The organism is Kitasatospora sp. NPDC001547 (assembly GCF_042894165.1).
Lineage (GTDB): Bacteria > Actinomycetota > Actinomycetes > Streptomycetales > Streptomycetaceae > Kitasatospora.
The window spans coordinates 145,004-161,664 of sequence record NZ_JBIAVL010000008.1; the positions used below are offsets into that span (position 1 = coordinate 145,004).

12 protein-coding genes are annotated in these 16,661 nt (G+C 76.4%); 10 read left to right on the forward strand and 2 right to left on the reverse strand.

Going from position 1 to position 16,661, the window contains the following annotated elements:
* Positions 1-104: 104 nt before the first annotated feature.
* The 3 genes from ACFY0X_RS17415 (at position 105) to ACFY0X_RS17425 (ending at position 7,424) form a co-directional block, all read left to right on the forward strand.
* A complete protein-coding gene (locus ACFY0X_RS17415; RefSeq protein ID WP_387755257.1) occupies positions 105-3,449 on the forward strand; it encodes an FtsX-like permease family protein in 3,345 nt (1,114 codons plus the stop codon).
* Positions 3,446-6,292, forward strand: a complete 2,847-nt coding sequence (locus ACFY0X_RS17420; protein ID WP_387755259.1) for a hypothetical protein — start codon at positions 3,446-3,448, stop codon at positions 6,290-6,292. Before ACFY0X_RS17415 ends, ACFY0X_RS17420 begins: the two co-directional genes overlap by 4 nt.
* A gap of 145 nt (positions 6,293-6,437) precedes the next feature.
* Positions 6,438-7,424, forward strand: a complete 987-nt coding sequence (locus ACFY0X_RS17425; RefSeq protein WP_387755261.1) for an ABC transporter ATP-binding protein — start codon at positions 6,438-6,440, stop codon at positions 7,422-7,424.
* Between the two features lie 77 nt (positions 7,425-7,501).
* Here ACFY0X_RS17425 and ACFY0X_RS17430 read toward each other — a convergent pair whose 3' ends face one another.
* Both ACFY0X_RS17430 and ACFY0X_RS17435 read right to left on the reverse strand, forming a co-directional pair.
* Positions 7,502-7,684: a hypothetical protein gene (locus ACFY0X_RS17430; protein ID WP_387755263.1), complete on the reverse strand. Its 183-nt coding sequence runs from the start codon at positions 7,682-7,684 to the stop codon at positions 7,502-7,504.
* A gap of 166 nt (positions 7,685-7,850) precedes the next feature.
* Positions 7,851-9,401, reverse strand: a complete 1,551-nt coding sequence (locus tag ACFY0X_RS17435) for an AMP-binding protein (protein WP_387755266.1) — start codon at positions 9,399-9,401, stop codon at positions 7,851-7,853.
* 169 nt (positions 9,402-9,570) lie between these two features.
* Between ACFY0X_RS17435 and ACFY0X_RS17440 the strand changes: the two genes are divergently transcribed.
* The 7 genes from ACFY0X_RS17440 to ACFY0X_RS17470 all read left to right on the forward strand — a co-directional run bounded on the left by ACFY0X_RS17440 (position 9,571) and on the right by ACFY0X_RS17470 (position 16,657).
* Positions 9,571-10,194 carry an AAA family ATPase gene (locus ACFY0X_RS17440; protein ID WP_387755269.1) on the forward strand — a complete coding sequence of 208 codons (624 nt, stop codon included), beginning with the start codon at positions 9,571-9,573 and terminating at the stop codon, positions 10,192-10,194.
* Between the two features lie 175 nt (positions 10,195-10,369).
* Positions 10,370-11,122, forward strand: a complete 753-nt coding sequence (locus ACFY0X_RS17445) for a thioesterase II family protein (protein ID WP_387755272.1) — start codon at positions 10,370-10,372, stop codon at positions 11,120-11,122.
* Positions 11,123-11,301: 179 nt separating this feature from the next.
* Entirely contained in the window at positions 11,302-12,540 is a 1,239-nt protein-coding gene (locus tag ACFY0X_RS17450) for a styrene monooxygenase/indole monooxygenase family protein (protein WP_387755275.1), read from the forward strand.
* A 79-nt stretch (positions 12,541-12,619) separates the two neighbouring features.
* Positions 12,620-13,075 (forward strand): archease, encoded by a 456-nt coding sequence (locus ACFY0X_RS17455; RefSeq protein ID WP_387755278.1) that lies wholly within the window; start codon positions 12,620-12,622, stop codon positions 13,073-13,075.
* A gap of 50 nt (positions 13,076-13,125) precedes the next feature.
* Positions 13,126-14,553: an RtcB family protein gene (locus tag ACFY0X_RS17460; RefSeq protein ID WP_387755280.1), complete on the forward strand. Its 1,428-nt coding sequence runs from the start codon at positions 13,126-13,128 to the stop codon at positions 14,551-14,553.
* A gap of 224 nt (positions 14,554-14,777) precedes the next feature.
* Positions 14,778-15,827: an ABC transporter ATP-binding protein gene (locus ACFY0X_RS17465; RefSeq protein ID WP_387755283.1), complete on the forward strand. Its 1,050-nt coding sequence runs from the start codon at positions 14,778-14,780 to the stop codon at positions 15,825-15,827.
* Complete coding sequence (locus ACFY0X_RS17470) at positions 15,824-16,657, forward strand: ABC transporter permease subunit (protein ID WP_387755285.1); 834 nt, start codon at positions 15,824-15,826, stop codon at positions 16,655-16,657. The genes ACFY0X_RS17465 and ACFY0X_RS17470 overlap by 4 nt, the downstream gene beginning before the upstream one ends.
* Positions 16,658-16,661 lie beyond the last annotated feature (4 nt).

The following is a 16,661-nucleotide window of genomic DNA, read 5'->3' on the forward strand; positions in this document are numbered from 1 at the left end:
GTGTGCTCCCGATGTGTCCGTCCGCGGCCGAGTTGTCCTCGGATCGGATCGACGAGCGGGGCCCGGGATGCAACCGGGGACCGTGAATCCGGGGGAGGAACTTGATGCTCGGCTTCGTCGTGCGCCGACTGCGCGGGCGAGTGCCGCTGGCTGCCGCCGTTCTGGCGGCGGTGCTGATCACCACGTCCGTGCTGACCGCCTTGGTCGCCTTCAACAGCAGCGTCGGCGAGGCCGGCCTGCGACAGGCGCTCCAAGGGTCCGGTCACGCCCGGACCACGGTGGCGGTGACCGGTGAGCACGGACTCGACCAGCGGACCAAGGACGAGGCGGCCGTCGCCGCCTACCGGCAGAAACTCTTCGGCGACCTGCCCGTCCGCACCGACAGCCTGACGCGCAGCCGTTCCTACGGCCTGCCGGTCTCCGGCACCGCCGCGGACGGCGCACCCGCCAACGGCAGTGCCCCCAACGGCGCACCCGCCAACGGCACCGCCACGGGCGGCGCCCCCGCGGGCCAGGCCGCCGGTGCCCCGCTCGACCTCACCGTCCTCGCCGACCTCGACCGCGGCCGGGTCCAACTGCTGGCCGGCGCCTGGCCGGCCGCCGCCACCGCGCCGGTGCAGTCCGCCGCCCCGGAGGCCGCCGTCCCGCAGAGCCTGCTGCGCCGGCTCGGCCTGACCGAGCAGGCCCTGCCCGCCGAGGTCCGGATCGTCGACCGGACCGACGGCAAGCCGCTGACCGTCCGGATCACCGGCGTCTACCGGGCCACCGACTCGACCGCCCCGTACTGGCGGATCGACCCGGTCGGCGGCCACGAGATCGAGGTCGGCGGCTTCACCACCTTCGGCCCGATGATGGTCGACCGGAGCGCCTTCACCACGGCCGGCCTGCTCCAGAGCGGCGCCGGCTGGTCGCTGGACGCCGACTTCTCCGGCACCGACCGGGCCACCGCGCAGGCCGTCGGCGACCGCGCCCGGGCCCTCTCCGAGGAACTGCGGCGCACCGCCTCGCTCGGAGCGTCGACCGAACTGCCGGACATCATGAACGAGTTGTCCGCCAGCATGGTGGTCGCCCGGTCCACCCTGCTGATCGGCGCCCTCCAGCTGGCGGTGCTCGCCGCCGCGGCCCTGCTGCTGGTCGTCCACCTGATCGCCGCGCGGCAGGAGTCCGAGAACGAGATGCTCGCCGCGCGCGGCGCCTCGGCCGTCCGGCTCGGCTCCTTCACCGCCCTGGAGTCGCTGCTGCTGGCCCTGCCCGCGGCGGTGTTCGCGCCGCTGCTGACCCCGGTCCTGGTCCGCGCGCTGGCCGGCCTCGGCAGCTCCCGGCAGATCGCCCTGGACACCGGCATCAGCTGGTCGCTCTGGCCGGTGGCCGTGGTCTGCGCGTTCGCCTGCATCCTGCTGGCCACCGTGCCCAGCGTGGTGCGCGGCCTCGGCGCCGCCCTGCGCCGCCGGGCCGGCCGCCGCCAGGCCGTCGTCTCCGGCGTCGCCCGCAACGGCGGCGACCTCGCCGTGCTCGCCCTGGCCGCGCTCGCCTACCAGCAGCTCGACCAGTACGGCGGCGGGCTGTCCCCCGACTCCAGCGGCCGGCTCGACGTGGACCTGCTGCTGGTCGCCACCCCGACCCTCGCGCTCTGCGCCGGCACCCTGGTGGTGCTGCGGCTGCTCCCGCTCGTCGCCCGGCTCGGCGCCCGCGCGGCGGCTCGGGGCCGGGGCCTCGGCCCCGCCATGGTCGGCTGGCAGCTGGCCCGCCGGCCCGGCCGGGCCACCGGCCCGGTACTGCTGCTCGTCATGGCCGTGGCCACCGGTGTCCTGGCACTGGGCCAGCACGCCACCTGGACCTCCTCCCAGCGCGACCAGGCCGCCTTCACCACGGCCGGGGGCCTGCGGATCTCCGGCTCGCACAACTCCCTGATGGGCCAGGGCGGCCGCTTCGGCAGCCTGCCCGGCGGCGACCGGGTGCTCCCGGTGGTGCGCGACGAGCAGCCGCTGCAGGGCGGCGCCGGCCAGCTGCTGGCCGTGGACGCCGCAGCCTTCGCGGAGCGCGTCCCGGTCCGCTCCGACCTGATCGACGGCCGCTCCGGCGCGGAGGTGTTCGGAAGTCTCGCCGCACCGGCCGTGGCCGGCATCCCGCTGCCGGGCCGGCCGCTGCGGATCGACGCCGACATCGCGGTGAGCCAGCCGGGGCAGGCCTCCGCCTGGCGCAACCCCGTCCACCCCGAGGTCCGGCTGCTGCTGCGCGACCGGTTCGGCCTGGTCTACAAGGTCCCGTTCGGCGACCTCCCGCTGAACGGCCAGGTCCGCACCTCGATCCGGCTCGGCGCGCTGGTCGACGCCCCGGTGGGCTCGGTCGCCGCTCCGCTGACCGTGGTCGGCGCGACCGTCGCCTTCAGCGACCACGACGCCGGCGAGGTCACCGTGCGGAACCTGGCCGTCTCGGAGTCCGCCGACGGACCGTCGACCGCCGTCCCGGTGCCGGCCGGTGCCGCCTGGAGCCTGAAGCCCCCGGCGGCCCGCTCCGCCGCGGAGACCTCGCCGGTGGCCGCGCTCGACTCCGAGAAGGCCGCCGCCGACAGCCTGTTCACCGTCCGCTACCGCTCCGCCAGGGGCATCGGCGACGCGGTGCGCGCCGTCCTGACCCCGGCCGGTTCGATCGGGTCGGCCGCTCCGGCCACCGTCGGCGCCGTCGCCACCCGCGACTACCTGAAGGCCGTCGGAGCGTCGGTCGGCGACACCCTCCAGGTGCCGTTCAGCGGGGTCGTCGTCCCGGTCAAGGTGACCGCCGCGGCCGAGGCCGTGCCGGTGGCCGGCCGCCGGGCCCTGGTGATGGACCTCGGCACCGTCGCCCGGGTGCTGTCCGTCCAGGACCGCAACCTGCCCACCCGCACCGAGTGGTGGCTGCCCGCCACCGGGCCGGGCGACCGCGCCCCGGCCGAGACCGCCGCCGCCCTGCGCGGCGCCCCCGGGAGCCAGGACCTCGCGCTCTACGAGGAGGTCGCCGACGGCCTCCTCGGCGACCCGGTCGGGGCCGCCCCGCAGAGCGCGCTGATGGCGATCGCCGTCGTCACCGGGATCCTCGCCGCGATCGGCTTCGCGGCCGCCGTGGCCGGCTCCGCCCACGAGCGCTCCCGGGACTCCGCGCTGCTGCTCGCCCTCGGCGCCCCGCGCAAGCAGGTCACCCGCACCGTCGCCGCCGAGAACGCGGTGCTGGTCGGCCTCGGCGGGATCGTCGGTCTGGCCCTGGGCGCCCTGCTGGTGCGGCTGATCGTGCCCTTCGTGGTGCTCACCCCGGCCGCCCGCCGCCCGTTGCCCGAGGCCCTGGTCGAGCTGCCGATCGGTCAGGCGCTGCTGTTCGCGGCCGCGATCGCCGTCGTCCCGCTGCTGTCGGCCTTCCTGCTCGGACGCCGGCGCCGGGACGTGGCCTCCCGGCTGCGCCACGTGGAGGAGATGTGACCACCGAGTCCGGCACCACCGTGCCCACCCCCGAGCCCGCGCCCGCGTCCGGGCCCGTGCGTGCCCACCGGCCCGCGCCCTGGGTCCGTACCAGGCTGCGCGCGATGCCGCTGGCCGCGCTGCTCACGGCGGCCCTCGTCCTCGTCACCGTGTTCCTGGCGTCGGCCTACCCCCGCGTCGCGGACCGGGGCGCGGACACCGCGCTCCAGGAGTTCACCCGCAGCCTGGGCGCCGGCGTGACCAACCTGGAGTACACCGCCGAGACGGCCCGGATCGACACCGGGGCGGACCTGGAGGCGATCCAGCGGAAGCTGGACCAGCGGATCGGACGGGACCTCCCACTGCTGCCGTCGGCCCAGACCTACGGCACCCGGGTCAAGACCGAGCGCAAGATGTTCAACCCCGGGTTCACCCGGATCTCCGACAACGCCGTGCCGGGCCTCGGCCTGTACTACCTGCACGGCCTCGCGGACCGGACGACCCTGACCGCGGGCACCTGGCCGGGCCCCGCCCCGGCCGACGGCCCGCTGCCGATCGCACTGAGCCAGCAGGCCGCCGAGACCATCAACATCAAGGTCGGCGACGTCATCGAGAGCGGCACCGACGGGCCCTTCACGCTGCGCACCACCGTGGTCGGCCTCTACCGGGTCAACGACCCCCAGGACCCGTTCTGGGAGGGACTCGGCTGTCCGGCCAGGGCCTGCCTGGGCCTCAAGGGCGACGCCGCCTGGTACTGGACCACCGGCTTCGTCGACGGCGGCAGCCTGCCCGCGCTGTCCGTCTGGGGCGGGAGCGGCCAGAACTTCTGGCGGCTGCCCGTGGACCCCGGTCCACTGCGCGCCGACCAGCTCGACCGGACCCGCGCGACCCTCGGCTCGTACATGGCCGGCCCCGGCATGACCGCCCTGGTCGACTCGACCCTCCGGGCCGACCTGCACGCCACCTCGCTGATGCCGGACGTCCTCGCCCGGGCCGCCGACCGCTACCGGGCCGCGGGCCCGCTGGGCGCCGTCGGGCCCGCCGGGGTCGCCGGTGTCGCGGTCGTCGTGCTCTGCCTGGCCGCGGCGCTCAGCACGGACCGGCGCACCGCCGAGATCCGGTTGCTCCAGGCCCGCGGCGGCTCGCGCGGCGGAGTGCTGCTGCGGCTGCTCGGCGAGGGCGCGGTGACGGTGCTGCCCGCGGCGGTGGTCGGCACGGCCCTCGCGCTGGTGCTGCTGCCCACCCCGCGCTGGGGCGACTCGGTGCTGCTCGCCCTCGCCGTGACCCTGTTCGCGATCCTCGCCTTCCCGGCCCGGGCCGCGCTGCTCTGGGCGCGTCCCCGGGCGGCCGGCGGCTGGCGCCGGGTGATCGGCGAACTCGCCGTGCTGGGCGTCACCGCCGCCGCCGTGGCCGAGGTCCGCCGTCGCGGCGTCGGCCACCCGGGCAGCGACGTGGACCCGCTGCTGGTGGCCGCCCCGCTGCTGCTCGCCGTCTCCGGCGGCCTGCTGCTGGCCCGGATCGAGCCGGTCGTGGTCGGCTGGCTGGCGGCACTCGCCGGCCGCGGCCGCGGACTGGTCGGCTTCCTCGGCCTGGTCCGGGCCGCCCGCGACAACTCGGGCCGGCGCCGGCCCTCCGCGCTGCCGCTGCTCGCCCTGCTGATCGCCGTCACGGCCACCGGCTTCGGGGCCACCGTGCTCGACACGGTGGACCACTCCCGGACGCGTGCCGCGCGCATCGCCACCGGCGGCGACGTGTCCGTCAGCGTCCCGACCTACGCCGGCCTGCCGGAGGCCTTCACCAAGGCGGCCGGCGAGCTGCCCGGCGTCCGGGCCGCGACCGGCGCCTGGGTCGAGGAGCGGGCCACCTTCATCGGCGGCGACCGGGTCAGCACCGACGCCATCCTGGTGACGGTCGACCCCCAGGCCTACGCGGAGATCTCCCGCACCGCCGGGGTCGGCGAGTTCGACCCGGCCGCGCTGGCCGCCGCGCCGGCCGGCCAGGACGCCCCGGTGCCCGCGCTGTTCAGCCGGGACCTGGCCGACCGGCTGGCCGCGGGTGCGCCGCAGGTGCGCACGCCCACCGGGAGCCAGCTGGCCACCGCCGTCGCCGGGATCGTCACCGCCACGCCCGCCCTGGCGGATCCCGGCAAGCCGTTCGTCGTGGTGCCGGCCGGCCCCGCCACGGAGCGCCTGCCGGAGCTCAGGCGGGCGAGCAAGGTGAACAAGTGGTTCGCGGTCGGCGACGTCGACCCGGACCGGGTCCGCGCCCTGCTCATCGAGCGCGGCATCGCCACCGGCGTGAACCTGGGCAAGCACGCCCGACTGGTCGACGAGGAGGCCAGGGCGGCCGGAAAGACGTCCGGCGGCCTGCCTCCCGGCTACGCGGTGCACAGCAGCCGCGAGAAGATCGCCGAGCTGGCCGCCGACCCGGTGCAGCACGCCGCCGGACGGATGTTCTGGTACGCGGGCTTCGCCGCCGCCGGATTCGCCCTGCTGGCCGTGCTGCTGACGCTGCTGCGGGCCGCGCCGGACCGTACGGCGGTGCTCGCCCGGCTGCGCACCATGGGCCTGCGGCCCCGGCAGGGGCTGGCGCTGATCATCGCCGAGTCGCTGCCGCAGACCCTGGCGGCGGCCGTCGGCGGCGGCCTGGTCGCCCTGGCCGCGGTCGCGCTGCTCGGGGGCGCCTTCGACCTCTCGGCGCTGGTCGGCGCCACGGTCGGCGAGACCCTGGCCCCGGCGGTGCTGCCGGTGCTGCTGCCCACCGCCGGTCTGACCCTGGTGGTCTGCCTCGGCGTGGTGCTGGAGACACTGGTCGCCGGACGGCGCCAGATCGCCACCGAACTGCGAGCGGGGGAGCGGCAATGAGGCCGGGAACGGCGGCGGCCGGTGACGCGGACGGAGGGCCGCGACCGGCGGACGGGAGCGGTGCACGGCCCGTGCCGGGCCCCGCGGCCGCCAGGACAGTGGAGAACGGTGCGATGAAGCGGACAGTCGAGACAGGAGACGAGCGGTGAAGAGCACTCCCCAGGAGCGGACGGTCGCCGAGGCCCCCAGCCTCCAGGAGCTCCAGCAGCGGGCGCTGGCCGCCGCCTCGCCGAAGGCGTACGGCGAGGGCGCGGCCATCGTCTGCGACCGGCTGGTCCGGATCTTCAGCGCGGAGGGGGTCGAGGTCCAGGCGCTCCAGGGCCTGGAACTGACCATCCGACAGGGCGACCTGGTCGCCCTGGTCGGCGCCTCGGGCAGCGGCAAGTCCACCCTGCTCACCATCCTGGCCGGGCTGGACGTGCCGACCGCCGGCACCGCCACCGTGGCGGGCTGCGACCTGCTGGAGATGTCGGTCAAGGAGCGGCTGCGCTACCGGCGCGAGGTGGTCGGCTTCATCTGGCAGCAGACCGCCCGCAACCTGCTGCCCTTCCTCACCGCGGCCGAGAACATCGCGCTGCCGATGCAGCTGCGCGGCCGCTCGGGCGCCGGCGGGGCCAAGCGGCAGGCCGCCCGGGTGGCCGAGCTGCTGGAGGCGCTGGACATCGGCGAGCTGGCCCACCGCAAGCCCCACGAGCTCTCCGGCGGTCAGCAGCAGCGGGTGGCGATCGCGGTCGGGATGGCCAACAACCCGCCGGTGCTGCTCGCCGACGAGCCCACCGGCGAGCTGGACTCGGAGACCGCCGGGATCATCTTCGAGTCCTTCCGGACCGTCAACCGCGAACTGGGCGCCACCGTCGTGATCGTCACCCACGACCCGATGGTCGCGGGCGAGGTCCGCCGCACGGTCGCGATCCGGGACGGGCGCACCGCCAGCGAGGTGCTGCGCCGCACGGTGACGGACGAGCACGGCGAGGAGTCGGTGAACGAGCGCGAGTACGTGATGCTGGACCGCGGCGGCCGGGTGCAGCTGCCGGTCAAGTTCCTGGAGTCGCTCGGCATGGAGCACCGGGTGGCGGTGGACCTCGCGGCCGACCACATCGAGGTCCGGCCGGACGACATCGCGGGCCACTGATCCGGGCCGCTCCGGATCGGGCGGGCCGGGTCGGCAGGTCGGGACGGGGAGGCGGCGGCCGCCGCCTCCCCGGACGGTCAGCCGTCGCCGCCCGTCCGCTGGAAGAGGCCGCTGCCCTCGGCGTCCGTACGGAGGTCGGGCGGCGCCTCCTGCGCGGCGCGCTCGCCGCGGGAGGTGGCGGTGCAGAGGGCGAAGACGATCAGCGCACTGGCCGCCACGGCGAGGATGCCCAGTGCGGTCAGGACGCGTAGCCAGGTCAAGGTAGTGCCTCCTGGGGAACGGTGCGGCCCACACCGACGCGCGCGACGCCGCCCGGGAGGTATCGGCAGGTCGGGCCGCACGGTCGAGTGTCCACGGACGGTTCTTCCCGCCGGGTGGTGCACAAGAGGCCGCCCGCGTGGGCGCTCGAAGCACTCGCGGGGCGCGTCACGCCGTGTCGCACGCCCCTGCGGTGGCGGGCGCTCGTCCGGCCCCGTCGTCCACCTGGGCCCTCAAGGAGCCGAGGTCCGGCTTCCCGAGGCCGTTCAGCGGGATCGCGGGAAGCAGCAGGAGCGTGTCGGGGGCGCACGAGCCCAGGCCGCGCGCCCGGGCCCACCGCTGCAGCTCCCCGGCCGTCAGCCGCGAGCCGGGGGCGAGGGCGACGGCGGCGTGCACCCGCTCCAGGCGGTCCGGGTCGGTGGTGGTGAACATCACCGCCTCGCGGACCTCCGGGTGGGAGAGCAGCGGCTCCTCGATCTCGCGGGGGAACACATTGAGCCCCTCGACGATGGCCATCGGGTCCCGCCGCCCGGCCACCGTCAGATAGCCGGCCGCGTCCAGGCTGCCCAGGTCCCCGGTGTGCAGCCAGCCGCCCCGGAGCACCCGCTCGGTCAGCTCCGGTTCGCGCCAGTAGCCGGCCATCGCGGTCGGCGTCCGGACGCAGATCTCCCCGGTGCGGTTCGGCGGCAGCTCCGTGCCGTCCTCGTCCAGGATCAGCAGTCCGGTGTCCGGGTACGGGCGGCCGGCGGTGGTCAGCAGGCGCGGCGCCAGGTGCTCGTCCGGGCCCAGCCGGGTGACCGGCCCGCACTCCGTCAGGCTGTAGGTCTGGTGCAGCACCCGGCCCAGCCGCCGGGTCGCCTCGGCCAGGCGCCGCGGCGAGGGCGCGCAGCCGGTGTAGCCGACCCGGCGCAGGCTGCCGGTGTCGGTGATGGGCAGCAGCGGGTGGTCCAGCAGCCGGTACAGCAGGTGCGGCGGCAGGTAGACCCGGCTCACCCGGTACCGCTCGACCGCGGCCAGCACGGCGCCGGCGTCGAACTCGTCCTGCATCACCACCGTGCCGCCGGCGGCCAGGGCCAGGTCCGCCGAGGTGCCGCCGCCGTGGCAGAGCGGGGTGCACAGCAGGAAGACGGACCCGGACAGCAGCGGCGGGCGCGGCGGACGGGCGAAGCGGCGCAGCACCCCCTTCGGGCGCCCGGTGGTGCCGCCGGTGAAGCGCACCGCCATCACGTCCTCGGGCCGGTAGCGGGCTTCGAACGGGGCGGGGGAGAGGCCCGCGGCGAGGTCCAGCAGGTCGGTGCCGAGCCCGGGCGGCGGCGGGCCCAGGGAGAGCAGGACGGCCGAGGGCACCGCCCGCGCGATCCCGTCGGCCGCCGCCGCGTACCGGCCCGGGTCGAAGACCAGCGCGGACGTCCCGGCGAACTCCGCCAGCGCCACCTGCTCCGCCACCGGCCCGTCCGGGAACGGCATCGCCACCCGGCAGCCCAGCAGGTTCGCGGCCAGTCGCACCAGCAGGGCCTCCGGCCGGTTCCCGGCCAGCACCGTCACGCCGTCCCCGCGCCCGAGCCCGGCCCGCTCCAGCGCGCGGGCGGTGCGGTGCACCAGGTCCAGGCACCGCCGCCCGCTCCACGCCTCGTCCCCGGCCCGGATCGCCACCCGGCCCGGATCGCGCGCCAGCCCGTCCAGCACCTGCGCGGTGTACGTCGCAGCGGCCTCCGCCATGGCCCACCCTCCTGTCTGACGGTGCGTCAGCCTAGTGGACGGCGGGCCCGCGGACGCACCGCGGCCGCCCCGGCCGCACGGGCACCGGTGGGCGCGGGTGAGCGGTGGCCGGGCGTTGTTGTTAGGGTTCCCGGTCGGACGTGAACGGGGGTTCGGGCTGGTGGGCGGCATGGTGGACGCGGTCGTGGCGCCGTGCGGCGTGGTCGATCTGCGGGGCGAGGCCGGGGCGGGGTTCGTCACCGCCTACCCGGCCGACGCCGTCGTGGTGGTGTCCGGGCTGCCGGGGGCCGGGAAGAGCACGCTGCTGCGGCGCTGGTCCGGGGCGGACGTCCGGGCCGTGGACCCGCGGACGGTGCACGAGGCCTGCGAGGCGGTGATGCCCGCCGCCCTGCCGTACGCGGTGTACCGGCCGTGGGCCCGGCTGGAGCACTTCCGGCTGCTGCGCTCCTCGGTGCGCGGCGGCGGGCCGCTGCTGGTGCACGACTGCGGCAGCCGGGCCTGGATGCGGCGCTGGCTCGCCCGGGAGGCGGGCCGCCGGGGCCGTGAACTGCACCTGGTGCTGCTGGACGTCGGCGCCGCCACCGCCCTGGACGGCCAGCGGGCGCGCGGCCGGTACGCCTCCACCGGGGTTTTCGCCCGCCACCACCGGGGCCTGGAACGGCTGTTGGCCGCCTTCACCCGGCACGTGCGCTCCGGCGGGCCGGTGCCGACGCCGGAGGCCTCGTCCGTCCTGCTGCTCGACGCCGTCTCCCGCTCCCGCGCCGAGGCGGTGCGCTTCGGGGGCGCGGGCTGAACGTCGGGGCGGGGCCAGGCCCGTGCCCGGCGGACCGGGCGCATGCCGTCAGGCGGCGGTGAGACGGGAACCGGCCCACCCCGGGCCATGATCGTCACAACGATCCCCCACGGCCCGCCGGGCACTGCCAGACTGGGGCCGGCAGAGTCCGTCACGGAGAGAGGTCGCACCCCGCATGTCCAGCAGCGCCGTCGTCGAGAATCCGTGGTTCCGCAGGTTCAACCCGTCCGACTCCGCGCCCGCCCGGATCGTGATCTTCCCGCACGCCGGCGGCTCGGCCAGCTACTACCTGGAGTACGCCAACGCGCTGGCGCCGCACGCCGACGTGCTCGCCGTCCAGTACCCGGGCCGGCAGAACCGCATCACCGAGCCGACGATCGGCTCGGTGACCGGGCTCGCCGAGCAGCTCGCCCGGGAGCTGCGGGAGTGGACGGACCGTCCGCTCACCTTCTTCGGCCACAGCATGGGCGCGGCCGTCGCCTTCGAGACGGTCCGGTGCTTCGAGCGCGACGGCGTGAAGGGGCCCGACCGGCTGTTCGTCTCGGCCGGGCGCGCGCCCTCGCTGCCCCGGACGACCGCCGTCCACCAGCTGCCCGACGACGAACTGCTCGCCGAGATCTCCGCGCTCGGCGGCACGGACGACCGGGTCCTCGCCCTGCCCGCGCTGCGCGAGCTGATCCTGCCGAGCCTGCGGGCCGACTACACGGCCGTGGAGACCTACCGCAGTGCCCCGGACGCGACCGTGTCGCTGCCGATCACCGCCCTGGCGGGGGAGTCCGACGCGCACGCCACCGTCGACCAGGTCGGCCAGTGGGAGCGGCACACCACCGGCGCCTTCGACCTGCGGGTCTTCCCGGGCGGGCACTTCTACCTGGCCGACCGGACGACGGACGTGGTGGAGGTGCTCACCGCGCACCTGCGCGGCTGAGCCGGCCGGTGACCGGTCGGGCGCCGGGCCCGGCCCGGCCGCCGGGGGCGCGCACCGGACACCGCACCGCCCTTCGAACCCGCCTCCGGGGCGATCCGCCCCGTGCCGGTGCCCGGAGCGCGCCCGCTCGGCTACTGTGCCTGCTTGACGGACCGTCAGCAGACCACCAGGAGGCAGCCGTGCGCCGGATCGCCGTTGTCGGAGCGGGCCAGGCCGGCCTCCAACTCGCGCTCGGCCTGGTGGCGGACGGGTACCGGGTGACCCTGGTCGCCGAGCGCACCCCGGAGCAGCTGCGCGGCGGCCGGGTGCTGTCCACCCAGGCGATGTTCGGCCCCGCGCTGCGGATCGAGGCGGCGGCCGGGCTGGACCTCTGGGCGGAGCGGGCGCCGGCCGTCTCCTCGGTGGAGGCGGTGCTGGCGGCGCCCCCGGGCGTGCGGGCGCTGGAGTACACCATGACGCTGGACGAGCCCGCCCAGTCGGTGGACCAGCGGCTCAAGCTGGCCGGCTGGCTGGAGCTGCTGGCCGAGCGCGGCGGCGAGGTCGAGTACCGCACGCTGGACCGCGACGGGCTGCACGAACTGGCCCGCCGGCACGAGCTGACCGTCGTCGCGGCCGGGCGCGGCGCGCTGTCCGGGATCTTCGAGCGCGACGCCGCCCGCTCGCCCTTCGACCGGCCGCAGCGGGCCCTGTCCTGCCTGTACGCGCACGGCGTCGGCTCGCCGGACCCGGCCGCCGGGCCGAGGGCCCGGATGAACGCCCTGCCCGGCCTCGCCGAGCTGTACCTGCAGCCGGCGCTCACCCTCTCCGGCCCCTGCGACGTCCTGCTCTGGGAGGCGCTGCCCGGCAGTCCGCTGGACGCGTTCGGCGACGCTCCGCCGCCGGACGTCCAACTGGCCCGGATCCGCGAGCTGTTGGGCGAGTACCTGCCCTGGGAGGCGGAGCTCTGGACGGAGGCCGAGCCGACCGACGCCGGGGCCGGGCTGTTCGGCGCGGTCACCCCGGTGGTCCGGCGCCCGGTGGCGGAACTCGGCTCGGGCGTGGACGCCGTCCACGTGCTGGGCCTCGGCGACGCGGTGGTGGTCACCGACCCGATCACCGGGCAGGGCGCCAACAACGCCGCCCGGGCCGCCGAGACCTACCACCGGGCCGTCGTCGAACACGGCGACGCCCCGTTCACGGCCGACTGGATGTGCCGCACCGCCGAGCGGTTCTGGCAGCAACAGGCCCGTCACAGCGTGGAGTTCACTACCGCGATGCTGACCGTCCCGGAGCACGTCCAAGCCGTGTTCGCGGCCGCCGCCGACCACCCCGAGGTCGGCCGCCGGCTCGCCAACACCTACGCCGAGCCGAGCGACCACGCCGCCTGGCTGGCCACCCCCGAGCTGACCGCCGCCTACCTGGCCTCCGTGTCGGAGTAGCCGGCCGCACTTGCCCCCGGGCGGTCCGCGGGACGACGCTGGAGGGGAGGGACGGCAACGGGTGCGGGAGGCGTCGGTCGTGGACGGACAGCAGCCCGCGGGCCGGTCCGCCGGCGGCCACCGGAGCGTGCCGCACACGGCCGACCTGCGGGTCGAGGCCTGGGCGCCGACGGCCGAGGGCTGCATCGGCGAGCTGGTGCAGGCCGTCGTCGGCAGCTTCGCCGACCTCGCCGAGGCGCGGCCCGTCGGCGAGCGCGACTGCACCGTCCTCGCGGCGAGCCACCCGGACCTGCTCGCGGGTGTCCTGGAGGAGGTCGTCTACCGGATGGACGCCGACGGCGAACTGCCGGTGGAGGTCGCCGTCGGCCCGATCGAGGGCCGGGACGGCGCCCGCCGGGTGACGGTCCGCTTCCGGATGGCCGACGCCGCCACGGCCGAACTGGTCGGCGCGGTGCCGAAGGCCGTCTCCCTGCACGACCTGCACCTCGGCGCCGGGCCGGACGGCTGGATCTGCCGGGTCACCGTGGACGTCTGAGCCCGGCCCGAGCGCAGCGGACCGGAGCCGCGGGAACGGGGTGAGCGAAGGTGGAAATCGCACTGGTCGAGGCGGGCCGGCACCGCTGGCGGATCGAGCAGCGCCCGCCGATGCGGGTGCCCGGCGTGGTGTTCGCGAACGGTGCGCTGCTGCCGCAGGCCGCCGGGGACAAGGCGCTGGAGCAGGTGGCGAACGTGGCCACGCTGCCCGGGATCGTCCGCGCCTCCTACGCGATGCCCGACGTCCACTGGGGCTACGGCTTCCCGATCGGCGGGGTCGCCGCCACCGACGTCGAGCGGGGCGGGGTGGTCTCGCCCGGCGGGGTCGGCTTCGACATCTCCTGCGGGGTCCGGCTGCTGGCGGCCGGAATCAGCCGGGACGAGCTCGACCCGGAACGGATCGGCCGGCTGATGGACCTGCTGGACCGCACCGTCCCGCGCGGCCTGGGCCGCGGCGGCCTGTGGCAGCTGTCCGGACCGGAGGAACTGGACGACCTGCTGCTCGGCGGCGCCCGCTACGCCGTGGAGCACGGCCACGGCGTGCCGCGCGACCTGGAACGCTGCGAGGACCGCGGCGTGCTGGCCGGGGCGGCCCCCGGCGAGGTGAGCACCCGGGCCGTCGAGCGCGGGCTGCAGCAGGTCGGCAGCCTCGGCTCGGCCAACCACTTCCTGGAGGTGCAGGCCGTGGACCGGGTGCACGACGCGCCGACCGCCGCCGCCTTCGGACTGCGGCCCGGCCAGGTCTGCGTCATGATCCACTGCGGCTCGCGCGGCCTCGGCCACCAGATCTGCACCGACCACGTCCGCGCCATGGACCGCGAGCTGCACCGCCACCACATCGAACTCCCGGACCGCCAGCTCGCCTGCACCCCGGTCGACTCCCCGCGCGGCCGCGCCTACCTGGGCGCCATGACCGCCGCCGCCAACTACGGCCGGGCCAACCGGCAGCTGCTCTCCGAAGCGGCCCGCCGGGCCTTCGCCACCGCGCTCGGCGTCGGACTGGAGCTGGTCTACGACGTCTCGCACAACCTCGCCAAGCTGGAGACCCACGAGGTGGACGGCGAGCCCCGGACGCTGTGCGTGCACCGCAAGGGCGCCACCCGGGCGCTGCCGCCCGGCGACCCCGACCTGCCCGACGACCTGGCGCAGGCCGGGCAGCCGGTGCTGGTCCCGGGCACCATGGGCACCGCCTCGTACGTCATGGTCGGCCTGCCCGGCAACGAGGCCTTCCGCTCCGCCTGCCACGGCGCCGGGCGGGTGCTGAGCCGCCACCAGGCGCTGCGCACCGTGCGCGGCGAGCGGCTGAAGAGCGAGCTGGAGGCGCGGGGGGTCGCGGTGCGGCCGGCCTCCTGGCGGGCCCTGGCCGAGGAGACGCCGGAGGCGTACAAGGACGTCGACGCGGTGGCCGCCGTCACCGAGGCCGCCGGCCTCGCCCGGCAGGTCGCCCGGCTGGTGCCGCTGGGCGTGTGCAAGGGGTGAGTTCGCCGCACCGGTCCGGGCGCGTCCCTCGACTCGCCCGGCCGGGCGCGCTTGGATGTCGGACGCCGTCCGACACCGGACGGCGTCCGTCGGGGGACCGCAACCGTTGACCGGCCCGCGTCCGTCAGTGGACCGGAACCGTCACCGGGCCGGCGTCCGTCAGCGGACCGGTCCACCGCCGGAGCGCAGCCGTCGCCGAAGCGCACCCGCCACAGGAGGTCGTCATGCCGGGCAACCCGGACGGAACCGTGGACCGCCGGGGCACCGCGGCCGGCCCGGTGATCGAACTGCGCTCGCTCACCAAGCGCTACGGCGACACCGTCGGCATCGAAGGGCTGGACGTCTCGGTCGAGGCCGGCGAGGTGTTCGGCCTGCTCGGCCCCAACGGCGCCGGCAAGACCACCACGCTGCGCTGCCTGGTCGGACTGCTCGGCCCGACCGACGGGCAGGTGCGGGTGCTCGGCCTGGACCCGGTGGCCGACCACCGCCGGCTGGCGCCCTCGATCGGCTACCTGCCCGGCGAACTGCGGCTCTACCCCGAACTCACCGGGCAGCAGACCCTCGGCCTGCTCGCCGCCCTCCAGGGCGCCCCGGTGCCGCGCCGGCGCGAACTGTGCGAGCGGCTGAAGCTGTCCCGGGCCGACCTGGCCCGGCCGGTGGGGGAGTACTCGCGCGGCATGAAGCAGAAGCTCGGACTCGTCCAGTCGCTCCAGCACCGGCCGCCGGTGGTGGTGCTGGACGAACCGAGCGAGGGGCTGGACCCGCTGGTCCAGGAGACCTTCTACGAACTGCTCGCCGAGGAGACCGCGGCCGGGCGGACCGTCCTGCTCTCCAGCCACGTGCTGCCCGAGGTGCAGCGCACCTGCGGCCGGGTCGCCATCGTCCGCCACGGCCGACTGGTCACCGTCCGCTCGGTCGCCGAACTGCGCCAGGCCCGGGCCCGCCGGGTCCGGCTGCTCCTCGACGACGGACGGGGCGCCAGGCCGCTGGGCCCCGCCGAGCGTTGGTCCCCGCGCTGGGACGGCCCACGGGTCGAGCTGATGGTGCCACCGGACGAGGTGGTCGCGGCGGTGCGCACCCTGCTCGCCGACCAACCGGTGGCCGACCTGACGGTGGAGGAGGCCGGCCTGGACGAGGCCTTCCTCGACCTCTACCGGTCCGTCGGCGCCGAGGACCCCGGCGGGGCCGGAGAGCCGCCCGGCACCGAGGACCCCGCCGACGCCGGAGATGCGCCCGGCGGCGGCCGCCGGCCGGAACCGGAGGGGCGGCCGTGAACCCGGGCACCGTCAAACCCCGCCTCCCGCTGGTCTGGCTCGCCCTGCACCGGCGCCGCCGGATGCTGCTCTCGCTGCTCTTCGGCATGGTCGTCTTCGAGACCCTCATCGTGGTGATCGCCGGGACCGTCCCGTCCGGCGAGCTGTTCGGCGCCCGCCGCAACCCGCCCGGCGCGTTCAGGGCCTTCAGCGGCTCCAACGGCGACGTCTCCATCGCCAGCTACCCCGGCCTGCTCGGCGCCGGGCTCACCCACCCGTTCTGGATCGCCCTCCAGCTCACCGTGATCGGCTCGCTGGGCGCCGCCGCCGTCGCCGCCGACGTCGAGTCCGGCACCATCGAGCTGCTGATGACCCGCCCGGTCTCCCGCCGCCGGCTGCTCGCCGAGCGGACCGGCGCCCTGGTCGCCGCCACCGTGCTGCTCAACGCCGCCGCCACCCTGACCCTCACGCTCGGGGTGGCGTTCTCCGCGCGGCTGCGCGCGGCCGTCCCGGTGAGCGCGGTGTTCACCGCCGGACTGCTCGGCTGCGCCCTCGCGTTCTGCCTGACCGGACCGGTGCTGGCGATCTCCGCGCTCAGCCGGCGGCGGGCCCACGTGATCGGCGCGGCCGTCGCCATCGGCGCGGTCGGCTTCGCGCTCAACTTCGTCGCGCTGGCCTGGTCCCCGGCCAGGCCGCTGCGCTACCTCAGCCCGTTCCACTACTACGCGCCGGGCGACGTGCTCGGCCACGGCGGGGTGCCGTGGGCGGCCTTCGGAGTGCTGCTCGGGGTGGGGCTGCTCGGGCTGGCGGCGGCCTTCCGGCTGCTGGAACGGCGGGACCTGGCGGTGTGAGGAC

Excerpts from the sequence above, each read along its gene's own strand:
- ACFY0X_RS17415 (WP_387755257.1), top strand. The coding sequence starts at position 105 with ATGCTCGGCTTCGTCGTGCGCCGACTGCGCGGGCGAGTGCCGCTGGCT.
- ACFY0X_RS17435 (WP_387755266.1), bottom strand. The coding sequence starts at position 9,401 with ATGGCGGAGGCCGCTGCGACGTACACCGCGCAGGTGCTGGACGGGCTG.
- ACFY0X_RS17440 (WP_387755269.1), top strand. The coding sequence starts at position 9,571 with ATGGTGGACGCGGTCGTGGCGCCGTGCGGCGTGGTCGATCTGCGGGGC.
- ACFY0X_RS17445 (WP_387755272.1), top strand. The coding sequence starts at position 10,370 with ATGTCCAGCAGCGCCGTCGTCGAGAATCCGTGGTTCCGCAGGTTCAAC.
- ACFY0X_RS17465 (WP_387755283.1), top strand. The coding sequence starts at position 14,778 with ATGCCGGGCAACCCGGACGGAACCGTGGACCGCCGGGGCACCGCGGCC.